Below are 16,785 nucleotides of genomic sequence, written 5' to 3'. Positions count from 1 at the left end.
ACCTATTCCGCCGCCGGCCTTTCGGCTGCAGCTGTTCGAGCGACGTTACGGAGGCGTGCAACAAGCGGAGACAGCCGCTCCGAGAGGTTGCCGAGATAGAGGTAGATGATCGGCGTCGTGTATAGAGTCAAGAATTGGGAGATGAGCAATCCGCCCACGATGGCGATGCCGAGAGGACGACGCAGTTCCGAACCGGCGCCCGAGCCGAGCGCCAATGGCAGAGCGCCAAGCAGAGCCGCCAGCGTGGTCATCATGATCGGCCGAAAGCGTCTCACGCTCGCTTCATAAATCGCCTCGCGCGGCGCCATATGCTCGATGCGTTGGGCGTGAAGCGCGAAATCGATCATCATGATCGCATTTTTCTTGACGATCCCGACCAGCAGAATGACCCCGATCAACGCGATCAGGGAAAAGTCGTAGCCGAGCATGAGCAGCGCCGCCAATGCGCCGGCTCCCGCCGAGGGAAGAGTGGAAATGATCGTAATCGGATGAACAAAGCTCTCGTAGAGCATCCCGAGAATGAGATAAACGCAAATGATCGCGGCTGCGATCAGATAGGGCTGGCTCGCGAGCGACGACTGGAACACCTGCGCAGAACCCTGAAACCTCGCGGTGAGCGCGGCGGGCTTCGGCGTCGAAAGCTCCATCGCGTGAATCGCGTCGAGCGCCTCGCCGAGCGAATGTCCCGGCGCGAGATTGAAAGAAAGCGTAACCGAGGGAAACTGATCCTGATGATTGATCGTCAGCGGCGACACGGACGGCTCGAATTTTGTGAGCACAGAAAGAGGAATCATTTGTCCGGAGACCGGCGAACGCAGGTAGAGTTCTCTGAGCGCGCTTACGTCCTCCTGAAAGCGCGGCTCCACCTCCATCACGACATGATGTTGATCGAGCTGGCTGAAAATCGTCGCGATCTGCCTCTGGCCGAAAGCGTCATAGAGCGCGTCGTCCAGAGATTGCGGCGTGATCCCGAGACGTCCCAATATGTCACGATCGATCTTGAGGACCATTCGCGGCGCATTCGCCTGTAAATCGCCGGTCACGTCCTGAAGCTCAGGCAGAGCCGACAGCTTTTCGAGAATTTTCGGCGCCCATTCAAAGAGCTCGCCGATATTCGGATCCTGGAGCGTGTATTGATATTGCGTCTTCGATACGCGCGCGCCGATTTGGACGTCTTGTCGGGCCTGCCCGAAAAGCGCGACGCCGGGAACGGCTTGCGCCTTCTTGCGCAATCTGGCGATCACCTCCGTCGTCGAGCTGTCGCGCTCCTCGAGCGGCGCGAGGTCGATATTGATGCGCGCGCTATTGGTATTGTCGAGCCAATAGCTGACGTTGCGAACATCCTTGTCTTCGAGGATGAGCTTTACGAGCGACTGAGTGTGCTCCACCATGCTCGGGTAGGAAATATCCTGCGCGGCTTCGGCGCTCGCGGAAATGAGTCCATTGTCCTGCTGCGGGAAAAAGCCCTTCGGAACGATCGCGTAGAGATAGGCGGTGAGAATGATGGACACTGCGAAGGCCGCCATAACGAGAGAGCGTTCCCGCAAGGACCAGCGGAGACTGGCGGCATAGGCGTTCTGCATTCTCGAAAATCCGCGCTCCAGCTGATCGAGAAATGAATGTCGATGCGTGCCCCCGATGGGCTTCCTGCGCAGCACGATCGCACACATAGTCGGCGTCAGCGTCAGCGATACGACGCCGGACATAATGATCGCGATGCTGGCCGTCATCGCGAATTCTCGGAACAGCCGCCCGATCAGCCCACCCATGAGCAGCAATGGAATGAACACCGCGACCAACGATAAAGTCATCGATACGATGGTGAAGCCGATTTCCGAGGCTCCGCGGATCGCCGCGTCGAGAGGAGACTCTCCGCTCTCGACGTGCCGGATGATATTCTCGACCATCACGATGGCGTCGTCGATGATAAAGCCGATCGTCACGGTCATGGCCATCAGCGAGACATTGTCGAGCGTGTAGCCGAAAAGGGACATCGCGGTGAAGGTGCACAATAAGGATACGGGAATAGCGACGCTCGGAATCAGCGTCGCCGCGGCGTGACGCAGGAACAGAAACACGACGAGTACGACGAGCGCGACGCTGATTGACAATGTGAGCTGGACATCAGCGACCGACGCTCGGATGGTGCGAGTCCGATCGCCCAAAATCTGAAGATGGACAGATGGCGGCAGTCGCCTTTCGATATCGGGCAGCGCGCGCCTGATCTGCTCCACGGTCTCGTTGACGTTGAAACCGGGCTGCTTGTGGACGTCGATGATTACCGTCTGCCTTTCGCCAAGCCAGGCGGCGCCGCGAACGTCCTCGACCCCATCGACGGCGCGTCCCACATCAATGATGCGCACGGGGGCGCCGCTTCGATACGCGATTATCGTCTCGTCTACGGCGTCCGGCGAGAATAGCTGATCGGTCGCATCGAGCGTGACGGAGCGCTTGGGCCCGTCCAGCGTGCCTTTTGGCGTATTGACGGTAGCGGATCCGACGGCGACGCGCACGTCTTGCGTCGTGAGACCGATGGCGGCGAGCTTTCTGGGATCGAGCTGTATGCGTATCGCGCGCTTTTGCTGTCCATGGTAATCGACAAAGCCGACGCCGATGATCCTGGATACGGCGGGCGCGATATAATTCTCGGCGAATTCGTCCACCTTGATGATCGGAAGATCGTCGGAGGTGACGGCGATGGACATCAGCAAGGCGTCCGCGGGATTGGTCTTTTCATAGATGGGCGGGTTCGTCATGCTTTTCGGCAGATCGCCGAGCGCCGCATTGATCGCCGATTGCACATCCTGCGCAGCCGCGTCGACACTGCGCGACAGATCAAACTCGACCTGGATCGCCGTATGGCCGAGAGAGGAGCTCGAGCTCATCGTCGTCATCCCGGGCACGACGCTGAGCTGACGTTCGAGCGGCGCCGTGACGGCCGTGGCCATCGTCTCGGCGCTCGCGCCTGCGAGCTGCGCGGAGACTTTTATCGTCGGAATATCGACTTGCGGAACGCCGGCGATGGGAAGGAGCGCATAGGACACGACCCCCATCAATGACAGGCCGAGCATGAGCAGAGTGGTCGCGATCGGACGTGTGATGAAAACCGTAGAGAACGCCATCGTCAGCCGCCTGCTTCCGGCTTTGTCACGAGGAATTGGACGCGGCTTCCCGACTGAATGCGATAGTGCCCCTCGGTCACCACCGTTTCATGCTCGTTCAGCCCCGTCGTGACGACGGCGAGCGACCTGTCGGAATAGCCGACGGCGATCGCGCGCTTCTCGACGATATTGTCAGTTCCGACCACATAGGCGAAATGTCCGGCGGCGCCGAGCTGTATCGCGCCCGCCGCTGTCGTCAGCGCAGATTTGTAGGTCGAAAGGGGAAGCCGCACATTCACGAAGAGACCGGGCCAGAGCGATTCGTCGGCGTTTTCGAAATTGGCCTTGAGGCGAATAGTCGCGCTCGTCGGATTGATCTGATTGTCGATCATCACAAGCTCGCCACGGGCGAGAAGCTTGCCCGCAGTGTCTTCGGCGATGACCGGCACAACCCCTCGACCGAGCGCCTCGCGCAGCTGCGGGAGCGCGTCCGCGGGCACGGTGAATTCGATCGCGATCGGCTTGATCTGATTGATCGTCACGATGCCGGTCGCTTCTCCGGCGCGAACGACATTGCCCGGATCGACGATCTTCGTCCCCACCCGGCCGTCGAAAGGCGCGACGATCTTGCAATACTGGAACTGAATCTGCGCGAGCTCGATCTGGGCCTGATCGGCCTTCACAGCGGCTTCATATTGCGCGACGAGCGACTTCGTCGCGTCCTTTTGCTGCGCGCTGATCGCGCCGCTCTCGGTCAGACGGGAATAGCGACCGAGATCGCGCCTCGCATTCACGAGCTGCGCCTCGTCGCGCGCCTTCGCGGCTTCGGCGAGATCGACGGCGGCCTCATAAGGGTCGGGATCGACTTCGGCCAGCAGGTCGCCGGCGTGGACCAATTGGCCTTCGACGAACAGAACCTTCTTCAACAAGCCGTCGACCCGACTGCGGATTGTCGCCGAGTTCAGGGGCTTCACGGTTCCGGGCGCCGTGAGAAACGATTGAACGTCGGCTCTCGACACTTTGTCGACGCTTACCGGCACGACGGGCGCTTGCTTCACGCCGGCTGCCGAATGCGACGGCGTCGCGGCGTATCGGCCGAAAAGCGCGACGATGAACGTCAGCGCGACCGATGCGAGCACGACCTTGCGGTGGGCCGCGGTTCGCAGCAGGAGGCTTCGATAGCTCATGGATATCCGAAATATAGGCTCGCGCGTAGCGAGCCGATGCGAGACGCCTGCGACTACCCATATCTCGTGACAGTTTAGTGTCGGTAGGGTGAAGCCGCCGGCCCCGCGGAAATTCAAAAGCACATGTGCTATCCGCGGCAGGTACGTCGCAGCGGCGTCAAGGCGCCGGGATCCTGACTTTCACCGTCGGCGCCGACGGCCGTATGATCGAGCGCAAGATCGTCGAATCCGCCGGCGACGAGGCGCTCGACCACGCCGCTCTCGCCAGCGGCTTTCGATGCAATGAAAGCGATTCCGCCGACTGCCAAAGAAAGCAATCCAGACGTCGAAATTGCGTTTACAGAAGCAGATTTCGACGTGACCGACATGTTCGAGACATGCGTTCCCGAGACGTCGATCGGACGCGCGGGTTCGCCACCTGGACTCGGACCGCCGATGCCGAGCGGCAATGTGTGCGACGCCTTCGGACTCGTTTGCCAAGTCGAAGTCTGCGACGGCGTCGACCTGGCGATCTTCATCGGGCCCATAACTCGCCTTCCACCGAGGGCTTCCGATTACGCGCGCGGTCGCCAACTTATCGATAGTGCGCGTCCCGACCAGGCCCCGCCGCCGCGAACGTCCACAAACTCCAAGGAAAGAGGACCTTCGCTTGGAGGGGGTCGAATGACCGATTATGGCGCCCCTTGGCCGTTCCCGAAGGCGAAGGAGGAACTGTGACCGAGGCCGTGTGAAAACGCGATTTTTCGATTTGCCGGCTATTGGCCACGGGCCGGCACGAGACACGATACTTCAGCCGGCGATGGCCTGCATGAGCGGCTTTAGCTCGTCAGCCATTTTCTGTTTTCCGACCGTTTCGGCCGCCCCGGCAAGGGGAAGGGTAAGGGCAAGGTCGAGGGTCCGGTGAAGTTCTCGCGAGCGAATTTCCTGACGCCGGTTCCGCATGCGCAGACGCTCGAAGCGCTGAACGGCTTGCGGAGCTCTGCCGCGCTCGTCACATGGAGCGCGCTGGCCGGAACGAGCAGACGATCGGCGAGCGTCTCGTCGCTGACGCGGCTGCGTTAGGCGTTTTGCTGCGATGGTGCCCCGATCCCTGCTAGCCAGACGCGGCGACTCCAGCAGCCTCACGGATGGCCGATGCAATCTCGTCTTCGCTGCGTCCACCGTTGATGGCGATGCGTCCGCCGAAGACGAAGTGAGGAACTGACCTGACCCCGGCCGCCGTCGATTGGGTCGCCTCCCGCTCGACACGTCGGTGTTGCTCTGGATCGAGCGCTATCGCGCGGGCTTCTTCGCGTTCGAACCCATAGGCCACGGCGATGTCTGCGAGGATATCGGCGTCTGAGATGTTCTTTGCTTTCAGAAAATGGGCATCGGTGATCGCGACAGCGAGCTGATGCTGCGTACCTCGCGCTCGCGCCGCAAGGATCAACCCGTGCGCCGCCTGCGTCCTGTAAGTCCAGGGTTGGCGGCTCAGGTCGAGATCAAGGCCGGACGCCCGCGCCTCCGCCTCAGGCCGGGCGAACGACGCCTTCGGATCTGTCACGCCATAGCGCGAGCGGAGAAGATCGGGAATGTAGAGGCCCTCCGCTGGCGCATCGGGGAGCAAAAGGACCGGGTGCTGACGGATATCCACGTCGACCTCAGGGAAACGTTCCGCCAGGACCTTATCGAGACGATGATACCCGATGATGCACCAGGGACAGGTGATCTCGGTGTAAAGATCGATTTGCAGCATTATCTCATCCTTCTGGTCATTGAACCGACAATCTTGGATTAATCTGACCCGTCTCGCGTCGACGGCGGCGCCTTCCATCCCTAAGTCAGGACGCGCCATCGACGGAGGGCAAGCCAGGATCGATCCCGGTCATCTTGACGGACACATCCCACAGTCGCCTGGCGAGCTGCGGATTCCTCGCCTCCTCAGAGGAAACACCTTCACCGGAAGGCCCTCGCAGCCCAGATAATCCCGTCGGCCCGTAGTAACCGCCGGGCTTTATTCGCCCGGTCGCTGCGTGCAGCGCGCCCCAGGCGCCCATGGCGGGCTTGGCGAATAGCAAGCCGATCAGGGACATCGCCATGTTGCCCCACCAGCTGTCGCGGGCGAGGTTCGTTCCGACAAGACCCGGATGGCAGGCCACCGCCGTGACCGGCGCTCCTGCCGCCCTCAGCCGTCGGTCCAGTTCGAAGACGAAGAGCAGGTTCGCGAGCTTGCTCGCGCCATAGCGCGGGAGCCATTTGTAGTTCTTCTGCGCGTTAAGGTCTTCCCAGTCGATGTTCGCGCCCTTGTGCTGCCCGCTGCTCGTGACGACGATGCGCGATCCTGGCGTTTCCATGAGCTTGGGCAGCACCAGCGCGGTGAATGCGAAGCAGCCAAGGTGATTGACGCCGAACGTCTGCTCGAAGCCCTGCGCTGTGTGCTTCAGCATCGGCCCCTGCACGCCGGCATTGTTGATCAGCACGTCAACACGTGGCTCCTTGGCGGCCAGTTCGGCCGCCCGTCGCACACTCGCCAGATCCGCTAGGTCAAGCGGCAGGAGCGCGAGCTCGGCTCCCGAAGTCTTTTGACGAATCCGGCTCATCGCGGCTCTCGCCTTCGCTTCGTCGCGGCAAGCGAGCAGCACCCGCGCACGCCGCGCCGCCAGCGCGCTCGCCACTTCGAAGCCTATGCCCGTATTGGCCCCTGTGACGATGAAGCATTTGCCTGACTGATCGGGCACATCGGCCACCGTAAATCCCTCGGATGGCACAGATTCCTCCTCGCTCTCGAAGCGCGTTTTGGTCTACCGGCCCTGAAAGCCGCGCCGAACCGCACGCGAAGTTACGGGCCACCATGCCGGATCGACGACATACTTGACAATCTTCGATATTATGTCATGTTGTCAAGCACATTCTGTGCATCGATGGCAACGCTGAAACGACATGAACGCTTGGACATCCGCCTATCAGCTCGGCCGTGACGCCGGACGATCCCGAATTGAGCGGGATTAATGGAGCGGCGTGCAATCGAGCCGGCGCTGATGAACCTGCTGAAGAACCTGACGATGCGCGAGCCGAAAGATGGGCATGAGCATGGGCAATGACGCCGAAACGGCACGACAGGTCGCGATCATCGATGCGGCAACTGGCATCTTCCTGCGGTACGGCTTCAAGAAGACGACGATGGAAGATATCGCGCGGACCGTCGGGATCTCGCGCCAGGCCCTTTATCTTTACTTTCCGACCAAGGAGGCCGTGTTCAAGGCCATGGTCTCGCGCACCCTCGAGGCGATGCGCACGGAGGCCACTGCAGCGCTCACTCGCGACGATCGCGATATCGAGGAGCGCCTGCTCGGAGCCTTTGCGGCAATGCACGGCAAAGCGATCGGCGCCGCGTACCTCGGCGAACTGATGGCGGCGATGATCGAGCTTGTCGGTCCTGTTTTTGACGAGGTCGAGAAGGCGGTGGTCTCCGAGGTGGCGGATGCGCTGGACGCTGCGGGCATTGCCGCGCGCTGGAATGAGGCAGGGGTCTCCGCCAGGGACCTTGCCGCCAACCTTTCGGCGACGTCGGGCGGGCTCAAGCGCTCGGTGACGACGCCGGCCGAATATCTCGACCGCATGCGCATCGCTGTCAAGATCGTCTGCTGGGGCGCCGCCCCCGAAGCAGCATCACGCTCGCGGAGGTCGTCATGACGACAGTCGTCATGACGGGAGCAACGTCGGGCATCGGCAGGGTCGCCGCGGAGCACATGCTCCGGATGCCCGACGTTCAGCTATGGCTCGGCGCGCGCGGCGTGCCTCCTCCGGGTGCGCATGCGCTGCCCTTGGATCTGGCGCGGCTGGCGAGCGTTCGCGCGTTCGCTCAAACGGTCAGCGAACGCCTCGGCGAGACCCCGATCGATGCCCTTGTGCTCAACGCCGCAACGCAATTTCCAAACGACACGGAGCGCACCGAAGACGGCTTCGAGACGACCTTCGCCGTAAATCATCTGGCGCACTATCTGTTGCTGCGGCTTCTCTTGCCGCGGTTGGCCGAAGCCGCGACGGTCCTGATCACGACCAGTGACACGCATGATCCGGCGCTCAATCCAATCGCGCCACCCGACCACGCCGATGCTGAACGGCTCGCGCATCCGGTGCGAGAAGCTGGCGTCCGATCCAGGCCGTTTCGGGACGGCTTCCGGGCCTATTCCGCCTCCAAGCTGTGCAACCTTTTGACCGCACGCGCCCTCGGCCTTTCGAAGGCGGCCGAGGCCAAGCGCCTCAGCGTCATCGCCTACAATCCGGGCTTCACTCTGGGAACCGGCCTGCAACGCAGGGCCCCCCTCGGCATAAGGCTGCTCACCAGGACGTTGCGGCCCATCGTCGTGCCGCTGTTCCGGATCAACAAGCCCGCTCAAGCCGGACAGATGCTTGCCGATCTGGCTCTCGGCCGCATCGCGCCGCCCCCCGGACGGCTCTACGCATCACTCGTCAAGCGGCGCTTCACTTGGCCCCGCACATCGGACCTCGCGCAGCGCGACGAAATCATGAGTAGGCTTTGGAGTGACAGCGCCCGGATGGTCGGTCTGACGGCTCCTGCAAATGATGAGGAAAGGCAATCGACATGACCGATTTGACGGACGGCGCCCCGAGCAAGAGGACCAACGCCGCCAAGGTGCGGCGGGCGGCAGCCGACCCACGACGCCCCGGCGCCGAATGCAAGGCTCCGCCCGGCGCATTCGTGCCGATCGTCAATCATGGGAAATGTGAGGCCAAAGGCGATTGCGTCGAGGTCTGTCCCTACGGTGTCTTCGAAGTGGGGCCGATCGACGAGAAGGACTATCGCGCTCTTGGCTGGCTCGGTCGCGTGCGCGTGCGCGTGCACGGCATGCGCACCGCCTACACGCCGCACGCCGACCGCTGTCTCGCCTGCGGCCTGTGCGTCGTCGCCTGCCCGGAAAAGGCGATCCAACTCGTCGAGATCGCCCCTCGAGCGGCCGAGGCGTAGCGCTCGATCCGAAGCGCGCCATTCCGGCATGAAGGAGATCATGATGTCGATCGCTCGCAACAACTCCCCCTGTACCGTTTCCAAGGTTCATGACGAATAGCGCGCGGTCGGGAGCGCGACGCGGAGCGTAGCGCAGCAAAGCGCTTCCGACCGCGCGCGCCCGAAAGACCGAGTTCGAGCTACTCTCCTGGATCGAGCCGACCCGCCGGGAGCGACCAATCGCCCCCTGTGTCCTGAACACCTGGGGGGGACCTGTGCCCCGGCGGGCGGCCGCGATGGATGCCCCGTGGGGAGTCCGCGCCTTCGAGCGCCAGTACAGGGAACGGCTGACATCGCGGCGGCTCCGTGGCAACGGGGGGCTTCGACATGGAGGATGAGAATAACTGGTTCGTCGGCGTGGACTGGGCTTCGCAAACGCACCACGTGCGCCTGTCGGACGCCAGAGGCGCCAAAATCGGCGAGCGCGCCTTCGAGCATGGCGGCGAAGGGTTGAAGGAGATGGCCGACTGGATTCTCGAGTCCACCGGCGCGCCGCCCGAGGCCGTGATGATCGCCATCGAGGTTCCGCATGGCCCCGTCGTGGAAAGCTTGATGGAGCGAGGCTTCCGCGTTCACGCCATCAATCCCAAGCAGCTCGATCGCTTCCGCGACCGCTTCTCGCCCGCCGGCGCCAAGGACGACAGCCGTGACGCCGAGGCGCTCGCCGATGCGTTGCGCACCGATCGGCGCTGCTTCCGGTTGTTGGCGCCGCTCGATCCAACGGTCGTCGAGCTGCGGGAATGGTCGCGCATCGCCGACGAGCTGCGTGTCGAACGCACCCGTCTGTCCAATCAAGTCCGCGAGCTGCTCTGGCGTTATTATCCGCAGCTTCTCGAACTCTGCGACGACGTCGCCGCCGATTGGGTTCTCGAGCTGTGGCGTCTCGTTCCGACGCCCGACAAGGCCAGGCGCGTGCGCGAGGCGACGGTCGAGCGTCTGCTCAAACGTCACCGTATCCGTCGCCTTACCGCCGCCGCGGCGTTGGAGCGGCTGAGGGCGCCCGCCATCTCCGTCGCGGCCGGCACGGTCAGCGCCGTGACCGGGCATATCGAAGGAGCCGCCCAGCGCCTCGCGCTCGTCAATCGCCAGATCCGCGAGGCCGACAAGCGCCTCGATCGCCTGACCGAAAAGCTCGCCGGCGGCGAGGACACAGCCGAGGGGCAGACACAAGAGCCGCGCGACGTGACGATCCTGCGATCCTTGCCCGGCGTCGGAAGGATCGTCCTCGCCACGCTGCTCACAGAAGCTCAGCACGCTCTGCAACGCCGAGACTACCATGCGCTGCGCTGCCTGTCGGGCGTCGCGCCGATCACGAAACGATCGGGGAAGAGCAAGATCGTGCTGATGCGCCAAGCCGCGCACGTTCGACTGCGCAACGCCGTCTATCACTGGGCGCGCACAGCCGTGCAACACGACCCACGAAGCCGGGCCAAATACGCCGCCCTGCGCGCCAGAGGCCATGGTCACGGACGAGCCCTTCGCTCGGTCGCCGACCGCCTGCTCGCCGTCGCCTGCGCCATGCTCCAGACCCGGACTCTCTTCAATCCAAGTCTCCCCGAGAAAATCGCCAATCCCCGCCCATGATCGGGCTTTACAAACGGTGGGGAGTCCCCCCCCCGTTGGCGCCTGTCACCGGCGCATCTTCCGGCATCGGTCGCGCGGCGGCCATCGAACTCGGCCGTCGCAAGGCCAATGTCCTGATCGCCGGGCGGAGCGCCGCGGCCGGTCAGACGACCGTCGCGGCGGTGCAGAATCCGAGCCGCTGGCGCTCGGTCCTGCCAATGCAGTCAAGCTCTTGGCGGTCACCGAACGGATCGCGCTCAACGGCGGCGTGACGCTGCCGTGACCCCGGTCCTCGGCATTTCAGGCGACATCGGCGTGTCCAACTGCACTGACGGGAGTAAAAAATGGCAAAGCTTGCAGACAAGGTCGCCATCGTGACAGGCGCCGGGCGCGGGATTGGGCGCGGCATCGCTCTCCGGCTTGCCAAAGACGGCGCGCACGTCGTCGTCGCCTCGCGCAGTGCGGCAACCGTGAATAAGGTCGTCGAAGAGATCAAGACCGCTGGCATGTCCGCGATCGGATCGACCGTCGATGTCGGCAGTGACGCGCAGGTCAAGTCGATGGTCGCGCAGACCGTGGCCACATTCGGCGCCGTCGACATCCTGATCAACGTCGCTCAGTCCTGGGGCTCCCCCGGACGCCATGCGCTGTCGCCGCCGGAGACGCCATTCGAAGACATCTCGGACGAAGAATGGGATTACACCTTCGCCACTGGATTCAAAGGCACGCTTCACGGCATGCGCGCCGTGCTGCCATTCATGAAAAGCCAGCGCCATGGCCGGATCGTCAACTTCGGATCACCCATGGCCTTGGCGGGGAAACCCTACATGGCTCCTTACAATGCGACGAAAGAAGCCATTCGTAGCCTGTCGCTGACGGCGGCGCACGAACTCGGGGCGTACGGAATCACCGTCAACTGCATCCTTCCCGGCATTCTGACCGACGCGCTCGCCGACAATCTCAAGGATCCGAGCCAGCGAGAAGCGTTCATGAAGAAGTTGCCGATGGGCCATCTCGGCGATCCAGAGCATGACGCGGGAGGCTTGATCGCGTTCCTTGTAAGCGACGACGCCTCCTATTTCACCGGCGGCACTCTCATTCTCGACGGCGGCGCAGCGCATTAGCAGGAGGTCACAGCATGTCGAACATTGAGGACAACAAGAACGTCGTGCGCAAGTTTATCGGCTTGCTTGGCAGCGACGACATAGCCGACCTGCTGCGCCTGTTGGCTGATGACCTGCAGTGGGTGGTGCCGCAGGACCCTACATTGACTCCTCTGGCCGGAACCCGGAGCAAGGCTCAGTGGGCGGAGCTGTACCGGGGATTCAAGGCGCGCGTTAAAACCGACGTCACATATACCATCACCGGAATGACGGCCGAAGGCGCCCGCGTGGCTGCCGAGGTCGAGGGCGACGCCGACACACCGGCGGGGCCCTTCCACAATCGGTATCATTTCCTCTTCGAGGTCCGCGACGGCCTGGTCGTCGTCGCGAAGGAATATGCCGACAGCCTCTACATGTATATGTTCTCGAAGCGAGCGGGGGATGCAGGGTAGGCTTTGAGCTGGTCTTGGGCCCGGCCCCAGGACATTGCACTGCCTGTCGGTCGGTCGCGCTGAGAGTCCGACTCGAAACTCATGCTGATCTGGCCAACCGGCGTGTAAGCAGCATGACCGAGGCGGCGTAAAGGAAGGCTTCGGCCGAACCAAAGCGCACCATTCCGGCATGAAGGAGATCATGATGTCGATCGCTCGCAACAATCCCCCACGGTTGGCGCTCGTCACCGGCGCATCTTCGGGCATCGGCCGCGCGTTTGCCCGCCGGCTCGGCGCGGAAGGATACGACCTCGTGGTCGTGGGGCGTCGCCTTGATCGGCTCGATGAACTCGTCGCGGCCCTTCCGAACGTCAAAGTCCAGCCTCTCGTCGCCGACCTCGGCGCCGACGCCGGTGTCGAGGCCGTCGCCGATGTGTGCGCTCGCGAGCAGCTCTCCATGCTCGTCAACAACGCCGGCGTCGGCCATTACATGCCGTTCGCCGAGCTGCCCGCCGCCAAGGCGAGCGAGCTTCTGCACGTGAAGGTCGTCGCGCCGACGATGCTTGCCCGCGCCGCGGTCTCCGGCATGGTCGCGCGCGGCGAAGGCACGATCATCAATGTGTCCGGCATGCTCGCATTCGGCGGTCCGGCGCCGCTCGGCCAGGCGCCCGGCAGGGCCGTCTATGTCGGAACCCTCGCCCATATCGTGGCGCTGTCGCAAGCGCTGCACGAAGAACTGAAATCTCGAGGCCTGCGGATACAGGCGCTGTGTCCCGGCCTGGTCGCGACGGAGTTCCACGAACGTCAGGGCCTGGATCTCAGTGCGGCGCCGCGCATGTCGGCGGAGGATGTCGTGACCGCCAGCCTGCAAGCGCTCGCCCTCGGCGAAGTCGTCTGTGCCCCTGGCGTCGAGAGGGCTGATCTGCTCGGCGCCATCTTTCAGGCCGACCTTGCAGCATTTACCGCGCAGTCGCCCCAGCTCGCGACGCGTTACCACACGAATTGAGGAATGGAGGCGCCGCGAAACAACCTGCAACGAGGGGCCGTCTCGGGCTTCCAGATGGCGCGATCATCTACGATTTGGGGTGCGGCTGGGGTGCGCAAGTCATTTCGCTCGCGCACGCCTTTCTCCGTGCGCTGATCCGCGGGATCGAGGTCCATCCGCCCTCAGATGTGATCGGCCATCCCCGGCGCAGCACGCACGAACTCCTTGGCTGCGACCTGATCGACCAGGAATTTGGCGAGATTCCCGCGGGACAGCTTCATGCCGAGCTTCGTCTTGCCGTACCAGCCGACGTCCACTTGACCTGTTGCGGGCCCATCCTCGAGGTTGGGAATCCGAACCAGGGTCCAATCGAGGCGTGAGTTGCTCACCAGTTCAGCGGTCGCCTTGATGTCATCCTGGGCGTTGCGAACGATCAGCTTGAACAGCATGACGAATGCTTGCGACTTGAAGTCGAAACCGTCCTTCGGATCACGATATATGGCCGTCGAAATCTGAATGAGGCGACGAACGTTCAGCTCTTCCATGACAGAGATGATCGTGCTGACGCCGCGCATAATCGGCCGCTTCTCGCGCGCTTTCAGACTGTTTGGCCCCAGCGCGCTGATCACCGCGTCGGCGCCGGCGACGCACGCCTCGATCGCTTCCCGATTGCTCAGGTCACCAACGATGACCTCGATCTTGCCGCCGAAGGCAGAAAGCTTTCTGGCATCCCGCGTGTAGACGGAGAGCTGATATCCCTGCCGGAGCGCCTCTTCGATGATGTGTCTGCCGGTTGGTCCGGTCCCTCCAAAGAGAGCAATCTTCATCTTATCTTCCTTGCAGTCTTTTGGCTTGGATCAACTGCTCTGGCTGCTGACGTGCATGTCGCGCTCACAGCTTGAGCAGCCGACCGGCCGCCTTCAGGCGACCTTTTCCAAGACCGAGCGAACCTGGGCTTCGGTGGCGGCGATGGCGGCCTTGGCCGCCTCAGGCCCGAAGACGGTGCCTTCCACGCGGACGATTTCAACGTCGGTCAGGCCGATGAAGCCCAAGAGGTGGCGCAGATAGCCGGTCTGGAAATCAAAGGGGGCCCAGTCGCCTTCCGAGAAGACGCCGCCCGCGGCGGTGACGAGATAGACCTTCTTGCCGATCAGCAATCCCTGCGGCCTGCCGGCTGCGCTATAACCAAAGGTCACGCCCGGCCAAGTGATGTGATCGAACCAGGCCTTGAGCTGCGACGACGGGCCGAAATTGATCATGCCCGAACCCAAGACGATCACGTCAGCAGCCTTCACCTCATCGACGAACTCCTGGGCAAGGCCGACCGCTTTGACCTGCTCGGGCGTGCGCGCCTCGGGGGCCGCGACGCGGCCGTGAATATAGGCCTGCGTGATATGCGGCGGTGGGTTGAACGAGAGATCGCGAGTCAAAAGGGCGCCGCCCAAGCGAGCCTTTAAGCCTTCGGCGATCTCGGTCGCGAAGCGGGTGGACAGGCCTTCGGGGCCACGAGGGCTCGATGTAACGAGGAGGATGTTGGTCATGGTTGCTCCGACGTGAACAGGGTAGTAAATACTTGTTACCAACACTATTAAGGTGACTACCGCGTCCCTCGCAAGAAGGCACTCCAATGACACTTAGTGACATTGATTTTCCTACCCCCGGCAAAGGTGACGACTGCCGGATGGTTCGGGAAATCCTTGATCTCGTCGGCGACAAATGGACCCTGTACATCATTGCAACGCTCAAAGATGGACCAATTCGGTTCAATGAGCTGCGGCGTCAGATCGACGGCATCTCACAACGGATGCTGACGATTACCTTGCGCGGACTGGAACGTGATGGGTTGGTGAAGCGGACATTGTTTCCGACTATTCCGCCGCGCGTGGATTATGAGTTGACGATTGTGGGACGGACCCTTCTTGCGCCCGTAATGGCTCTCGTTACGTGGGCGAACTGCAATCGGGAGAACATCCAAAACGCTCGCGTTCGATACGATGCAAGCTAAGCTCAGGACTCATTGATTGAGATAGAAGGCGACAGCGGCGGCGATGCATATGTTCGAGAAGAAGGCGTGCGCGCATCGATCGTAACGGGTGGCGATACGCCGCCAGTCTTTGAGCTTGGCGAAGAGGTTGTCACAACAGACGCCGGAGCAGGTCATTGTCGACGGTGCGCCCGGCCGTGCGTCGGTCCCATTTGGAGACCGGGAGACGACGACGCTGATCGCGGCGCTGCGCGTCGATCGCATCGACGCGCCGATGATGATCGACGGCGCGCTCGATGGCCGCTCGTTCCTGGCCTATGTCGAGCAGGTTCTCGCCACGCTGCTCACAGAAGCTCAGCACGCTCTGCAACTCCGAGACGACCATGCGCTGCGCTGCCTATCGGGCGTCGCGCCGATCACGAAACGGTCGGGAAAGAGCAAGATCGTGCTGATGCGCCAAGCCGGGCACGTTCGACTGCGCAACGCCATCTATCACTGGGCCGCGCACAGCCGTGCAACACGACCCACGAAGCCGGGCCAAATACGCCGCCCTGCGCGCCAGAGGCCGTGGTCACGGACGAGCCCTCCGCTCGGTCGCCGACCGCCTGCTCGCTGTCGCCTGCGCCATGCTCCAGACCCTGACTCTCTTCAATCCAAGTCTCCCCCGCAAAAATCGCCAATTCCCGCCCATGATCGGGCTTTACAAACGGTGGGGCGTCCCCCCGGCGGCGGCGCGCGTCACATCTTTTCCTCGAATTTCTGACGCAGCGATTTCAGTATGCGTGTCGCGACGGCGATGTCTCCCGCGTCGAGTTCGGCGGCGAGCGCATTGACCCAAGGCGCCCGCATTTCGACGATATGGCGAAACGCTTCGGCGCCTTCCGGCGTCAGCCGCATGAGAAGCGCGCGCTTGTGATGGGGGTTCGTCTCGTAAACAACGAGGCCGAGTTTCTCGAGATCGTCTGCAGTGCGCTGCACGGATTGCCGAGCCAGGCCCATTGTGCGCGCGATGTTCGACACGGTTTCTGGGCGTCCCACGCGATAGAGCGCACCGAGAACCTGCCAGCGGGCCATCGTCAGACCGACGACGGCGGAGAATTTGTCCCCGGCGGTGACGAGCACGCCGTGAAATTGGCACACCGCAAGGAAGAGCTCAACGAGGGCAGCGCCGTCTGGCGTATGCGCGGGCGAGGTCAAGTTTTGTTCTCCAGATATTGACAGCATTCTGTCATTATGCTTCTGTCCTGTCATATCTCGAACCGCTCGTAAATCCCTCGGCATTTCCGGACAGCGGCGCAAGAAGGCGACTGGTTTTATGCGGCACCGTCAAATCTGCTGAAAGAAACAGATGCTTCCGGACACTCGGGGACAGAGCGGCGCGGCCCGCGAGCGGGTCGTGAATATCTCGAATTCCATGAGCGAA

At 62.7% G+C, this 16,785-nt stretch carries 17 protein-coding genes and 2 pseudogenes; 11 read left to right on the top strand and 8 right to left on the bottom strand.

Annotated features, from left to right (window positions below; all coding sequences use genetic code 11):
• Positions 1-2: 2 nt before the first annotated feature.
• The gene (locus METLW4_RS26000) at positions 3-3,122 is read right to left on the bottom strand and encodes an efflux RND transporter permease subunit (RefSeq protein WP_043333342.1); all 3,120 of its coding nucleotides are present in this window, start codon (positions 3,120-3,122) and stop codon (positions 3-5) included.
• A gap of 2 nt (positions 3,123-3,124) precedes the next feature.
• Complete coding sequence (locus METLW4_RS25995; protein ID WP_018268616.1) at positions 3,125-4,288, bottom strand: efflux RND transporter periplasmic adaptor subunit; 1,164 nt, start codon at positions 4,286-4,288, stop codon at positions 3,125-3,127.
• A 203-nt stretch (positions 4,289-4,491) separates the two neighbouring features.
• Between METLW4_RS25995 and METLW4_RS28970 the strand changes: the two genes are divergently transcribed.
• On the top strand, positions 4,492-4,872 hold the full coding sequence (locus METLW4_RS28970) for a hypothetical protein (protein ID WP_371212336.1): 381 nt from the start codon (positions 4,492-4,494) through the stop codon (positions 4,870-4,872).
• Between the two features lie 316 nt (positions 4,873-5,188).
• Complete coding sequence (locus tag METLW4_RS28145) at positions 5,189-5,350, top strand: hypothetical protein (RefSeq protein ID WP_018268614.1); 162 nt, start codon at positions 5,189-5,191, stop codon at positions 5,348-5,350.
• Positions 5,351-5,381: 31 nt separating this feature from the next.
• Here the strand turns inward: METLW4_RS28145 and METLW4_RS0123115 are convergent, their stop codons facing one another.
• Both METLW4_RS0123115 and METLW4_RS0123110 read right to left on the bottom strand, forming a co-directional pair.
• Complete coding sequence (locus METLW4_RS0123115) at positions 5,382-6,023, bottom strand: DsbA family oxidoreductase (protein WP_085983247.1); 642 nt, start codon at positions 6,021-6,023, stop codon at positions 5,382-5,384.
• Between the two features lie 85 nt (positions 6,024-6,108).
• Positions 6,109-7,035 (bottom strand): oxidoreductase, encoded by a 927-nt coding sequence (locus METLW4_RS0123110; RefSeq protein WP_018268612.1) that lies wholly within the window; start codon positions 7,033-7,035, stop codon positions 6,109-6,111.
• A 322-nt stretch (positions 7,036-7,357) separates the two neighbouring features.
• Here METLW4_RS0123110 and METLW4_RS0123100 point away from each other — a divergent pair, with 322 nt between their 5' ends.
• The 7 genes from METLW4_RS0123100 (at position 7,358) to METLW4_RS0123065 (ending at position 13,399) form a co-directional block, all read left to right on the top strand.
• Positions 7,358-7,960, top strand: a complete 603-nt coding sequence (locus METLW4_RS0123100) for a TetR/AcrR family transcriptional regulator (protein WP_018268611.1) — start codon at positions 7,358-7,360, stop codon at positions 7,958-7,960.
• Entirely contained in the window at positions 7,957-8,877 is a 921-nt protein-coding gene (locus tag METLW4_RS0123095) for an SDR family NAD(P)-dependent oxidoreductase (RefSeq protein WP_018268610.1), read from the top strand. Before METLW4_RS0123100 ends, METLW4_RS0123095 begins: the two co-directional genes overlap by 4 nt.
• The gene (locus METLW4_RS0123090) at positions 8,874-9,257 is read left to right on the top strand and encodes a 4Fe-4S dicluster domain-containing protein (RefSeq protein WP_043333339.1); all 384 of its coding nucleotides are present in this window, start codon (positions 8,874-8,876) and stop codon (positions 9,255-9,257) included. The genes METLW4_RS0123095 and METLW4_RS0123090 overlap by 4 nt, the downstream gene beginning before the upstream one ends.
• A 366-nt stretch (positions 9,258-9,623) precedes the next feature.
• Entirely contained in the window at positions 9,624-10,880 is a 1,257-nt protein-coding gene (locus METLW4_RS27250) for an IS110 family transposase (protein ID WP_018264804.1), read from the top strand.
• A 323-nt stretch (positions 10,881-11,203) separates the two neighbouring features.
• Entirely contained in the window at positions 11,204-11,983 is a 780-nt protein-coding gene (locus METLW4_RS0123075; protein ID WP_018268607.1) for an SDR family NAD(P)-dependent oxidoreductase, read from the top strand.
• Between the two features lie 14 nt (positions 11,984-11,997).
• On the top strand, positions 11,998-12,414 hold the full coding sequence (locus METLW4_RS26775) for a nuclear transport factor 2 family protein (RefSeq protein WP_018268606.1): 417 nt from the start codon (positions 11,998-12,000) through the stop codon (positions 12,412-12,414).
• A 169-nt stretch (positions 12,415-12,583) separates the two neighbouring features.
• Positions 12,584-13,399 (top strand): SDR family NAD(P)-dependent oxidoreductase, encoded by an 816-nt coding sequence (locus tag METLW4_RS0123065; RefSeq protein ID WP_018268605.1) that lies wholly within the window; start codon positions 12,584-12,586, stop codon positions 13,397-13,399.
• 161 nt (positions 13,400-13,560) lie between these two features.
• On the opposite strand, the gene METLW4_RS0123060 is transcribed toward METLW4_RS0123065, so the two are convergent.
• On the bottom strand, positions 13,561-14,205 hold the full coding sequence (locus METLW4_RS0123060) for an NAD(P)-dependent oxidoreductase (RefSeq protein WP_018268604.1): 645 nt from the start codon (positions 14,203-14,205) through the stop codon (positions 13,561-13,563).
• A gap of 93 nt (positions 14,206-14,298) precedes the next feature.
• Positions 14,299-14,919, bottom strand: coding sequence for an FMN-dependent NADH-azoreductase (locus METLW4_RS0123055; protein ID WP_026191774.1), 621 nt, complete (start codon positions 14,917-14,919; stop codon positions 14,299-14,301).
• A gap of 86 nt (positions 14,920-15,005) precedes the next feature.
• Between METLW4_RS0123055 and METLW4_RS0123050 the strand changes: the two genes are divergently transcribed.
• A complete protein-coding gene (locus tag METLW4_RS0123050) occupies positions 15,006-15,383 on the top strand; it encodes a winged helix-turn-helix transcriptional regulator (protein ID WP_018268602.1) in 378 nt (125 codons plus the stop codon).
• A gap of 9 nt (positions 15,384-15,392) precedes the next feature.
• Here METLW4_RS0123050 and METLW4_RS28695 read toward each other — a convergent pair.
• Positions 15,393-15,509: pseudogene (locus METLW4_RS28695) on the bottom strand (IS5/IS1182 family transposase); the annotation flags it as partial.
• Between the two features lie 49 nt (positions 15,510-15,558).
• Between METLW4_RS28695 and METLW4_RS28965 the strand changes: the two are divergent.
• Positions 15,559-16,125, top strand: a pseudogene (locus METLW4_RS28965) (transposase); the annotation flags it as partial.
• Here the strand turns inward: METLW4_RS28965 and METLW4_RS0123035 are convergent.
• Complete coding sequence (locus METLW4_RS0123035) at positions 16,101-16,559, bottom strand: MarR family winged helix-turn-helix transcriptional regulator (RefSeq protein ID WP_026191773.1); 459 nt, start codon at positions 16,557-16,559, stop codon at positions 16,101-16,103. The pseudogene METLW4_RS28965 and the gene METLW4_RS0123035 sit on opposite strands and share 25 nt — an antisense overlap.
• Between the last annotated feature and the right edge of the window lie 226 nt (positions 16,560-16,785).

Origin of the sequence: Methylosinus sp. LW4, assembly GCF_000379125.1 — a bacterium.
Lineage (GTDB): Bacteria > Pseudomonadota > Alphaproteobacteria > Rhizobiales > Beijerinckiaceae > Methylosinus.
This window is presented reverse-complemented; position numbering and strand designations above follow the sequence as displayed.

Excerpts from the sequence above, each read along its gene's own strand:
- METLW4_RS26775 (WP_018268606.1), top strand. The coding sequence starts at position 11,998 with ATGTCGAACATTGAGGACAACAAGAACGTCGTGCGCAAGTTTATCGGC.
- METLW4_RS0123055 (WP_026191774.1), bottom strand. The coding sequence starts at position 14,919 with ATGACCAACATCCTCCTCGTTACATCGAGCCCTCGTGGCCCCGAAGGC.
- METLW4_RS0123050 (WP_018268602.1), top strand. The coding sequence starts at position 15,006 with ATGACACTTAGTGACATTGATTTTCCTACCCCCGGCAAAGGTGACGAC.
- METLW4_RS0123060 (WP_018268604.1), bottom strand. The coding sequence starts at position 14,205 with ATGAAGATTGCTCTCTTTGGAGGGACCGGACCAACCGGCAGACACATC.
- METLW4_RS28970 (WP_371212336.1), top strand. The coding sequence starts at position 4,492 with ATGATCGAGCGCAAGATCGTCGAATCCGCCGGCGACGAGGCGCTCGAC.
- METLW4_RS0123090 (WP_043333339.1), top strand. The coding sequence starts at position 8,874 with ATGACCGATTTGACGGACGGCGCCCCGAGCAAGAGGACCAACGCCGCC.
- METLW4_RS26000 (WP_043333342.1), bottom strand. The coding sequence starts at position 3,122 with ATGGCGTTCTCTACGGTTTTCATCACACGTCCGATCGCGACCACTCTG.
- METLW4_RS0123095 (WP_018268610.1), top strand. The coding sequence starts at position 7,957 with ATGACGACAGTCGTCATGACGGGAGCAACGTCGGGCATCGGCAGGGTC.
- METLW4_RS0123115 (WP_085983247.1), bottom strand. The coding sequence starts at position 6,023 with ATGCTGCAAATCGATCTTTACACCGAGATCACCTGTCCCTGGTGCATC.
- METLW4_RS0123075 (WP_018268607.1), top strand. The coding sequence starts at position 11,204 with ATGGCAAAGCTTGCAGACAAGGTCGCCATCGTGACAGGCGCCGGGCGC.
- METLW4_RS0123100 (WP_018268611.1), top strand. The coding sequence starts at position 7,358 with ATGGGCAATGACGCCGAAACGGCACGACAGGTCGCGATCATCGATGCG.
- METLW4_RS0123065 (WP_018268605.1), top strand. The coding sequence starts at position 12,584 with ATGAAGGAGATCATGATGTCGATCGCTCGCAACAATCCCCCACGGTTG.
- METLW4_RS27250 (WP_018264804.1), top strand. The coding sequence starts at position 9,624 with ATGGAGGATGAGAATAACTGGTTCGTCGGCGTGGACTGGGCTTCGCAA.
- METLW4_RS25995 (WP_018268616.1), bottom strand. The coding sequence starts at position 4,288 with ATGAGCTATCGAAGCCTCCTGCTGCGAACCGCGGCCCACCGCAAGGTC.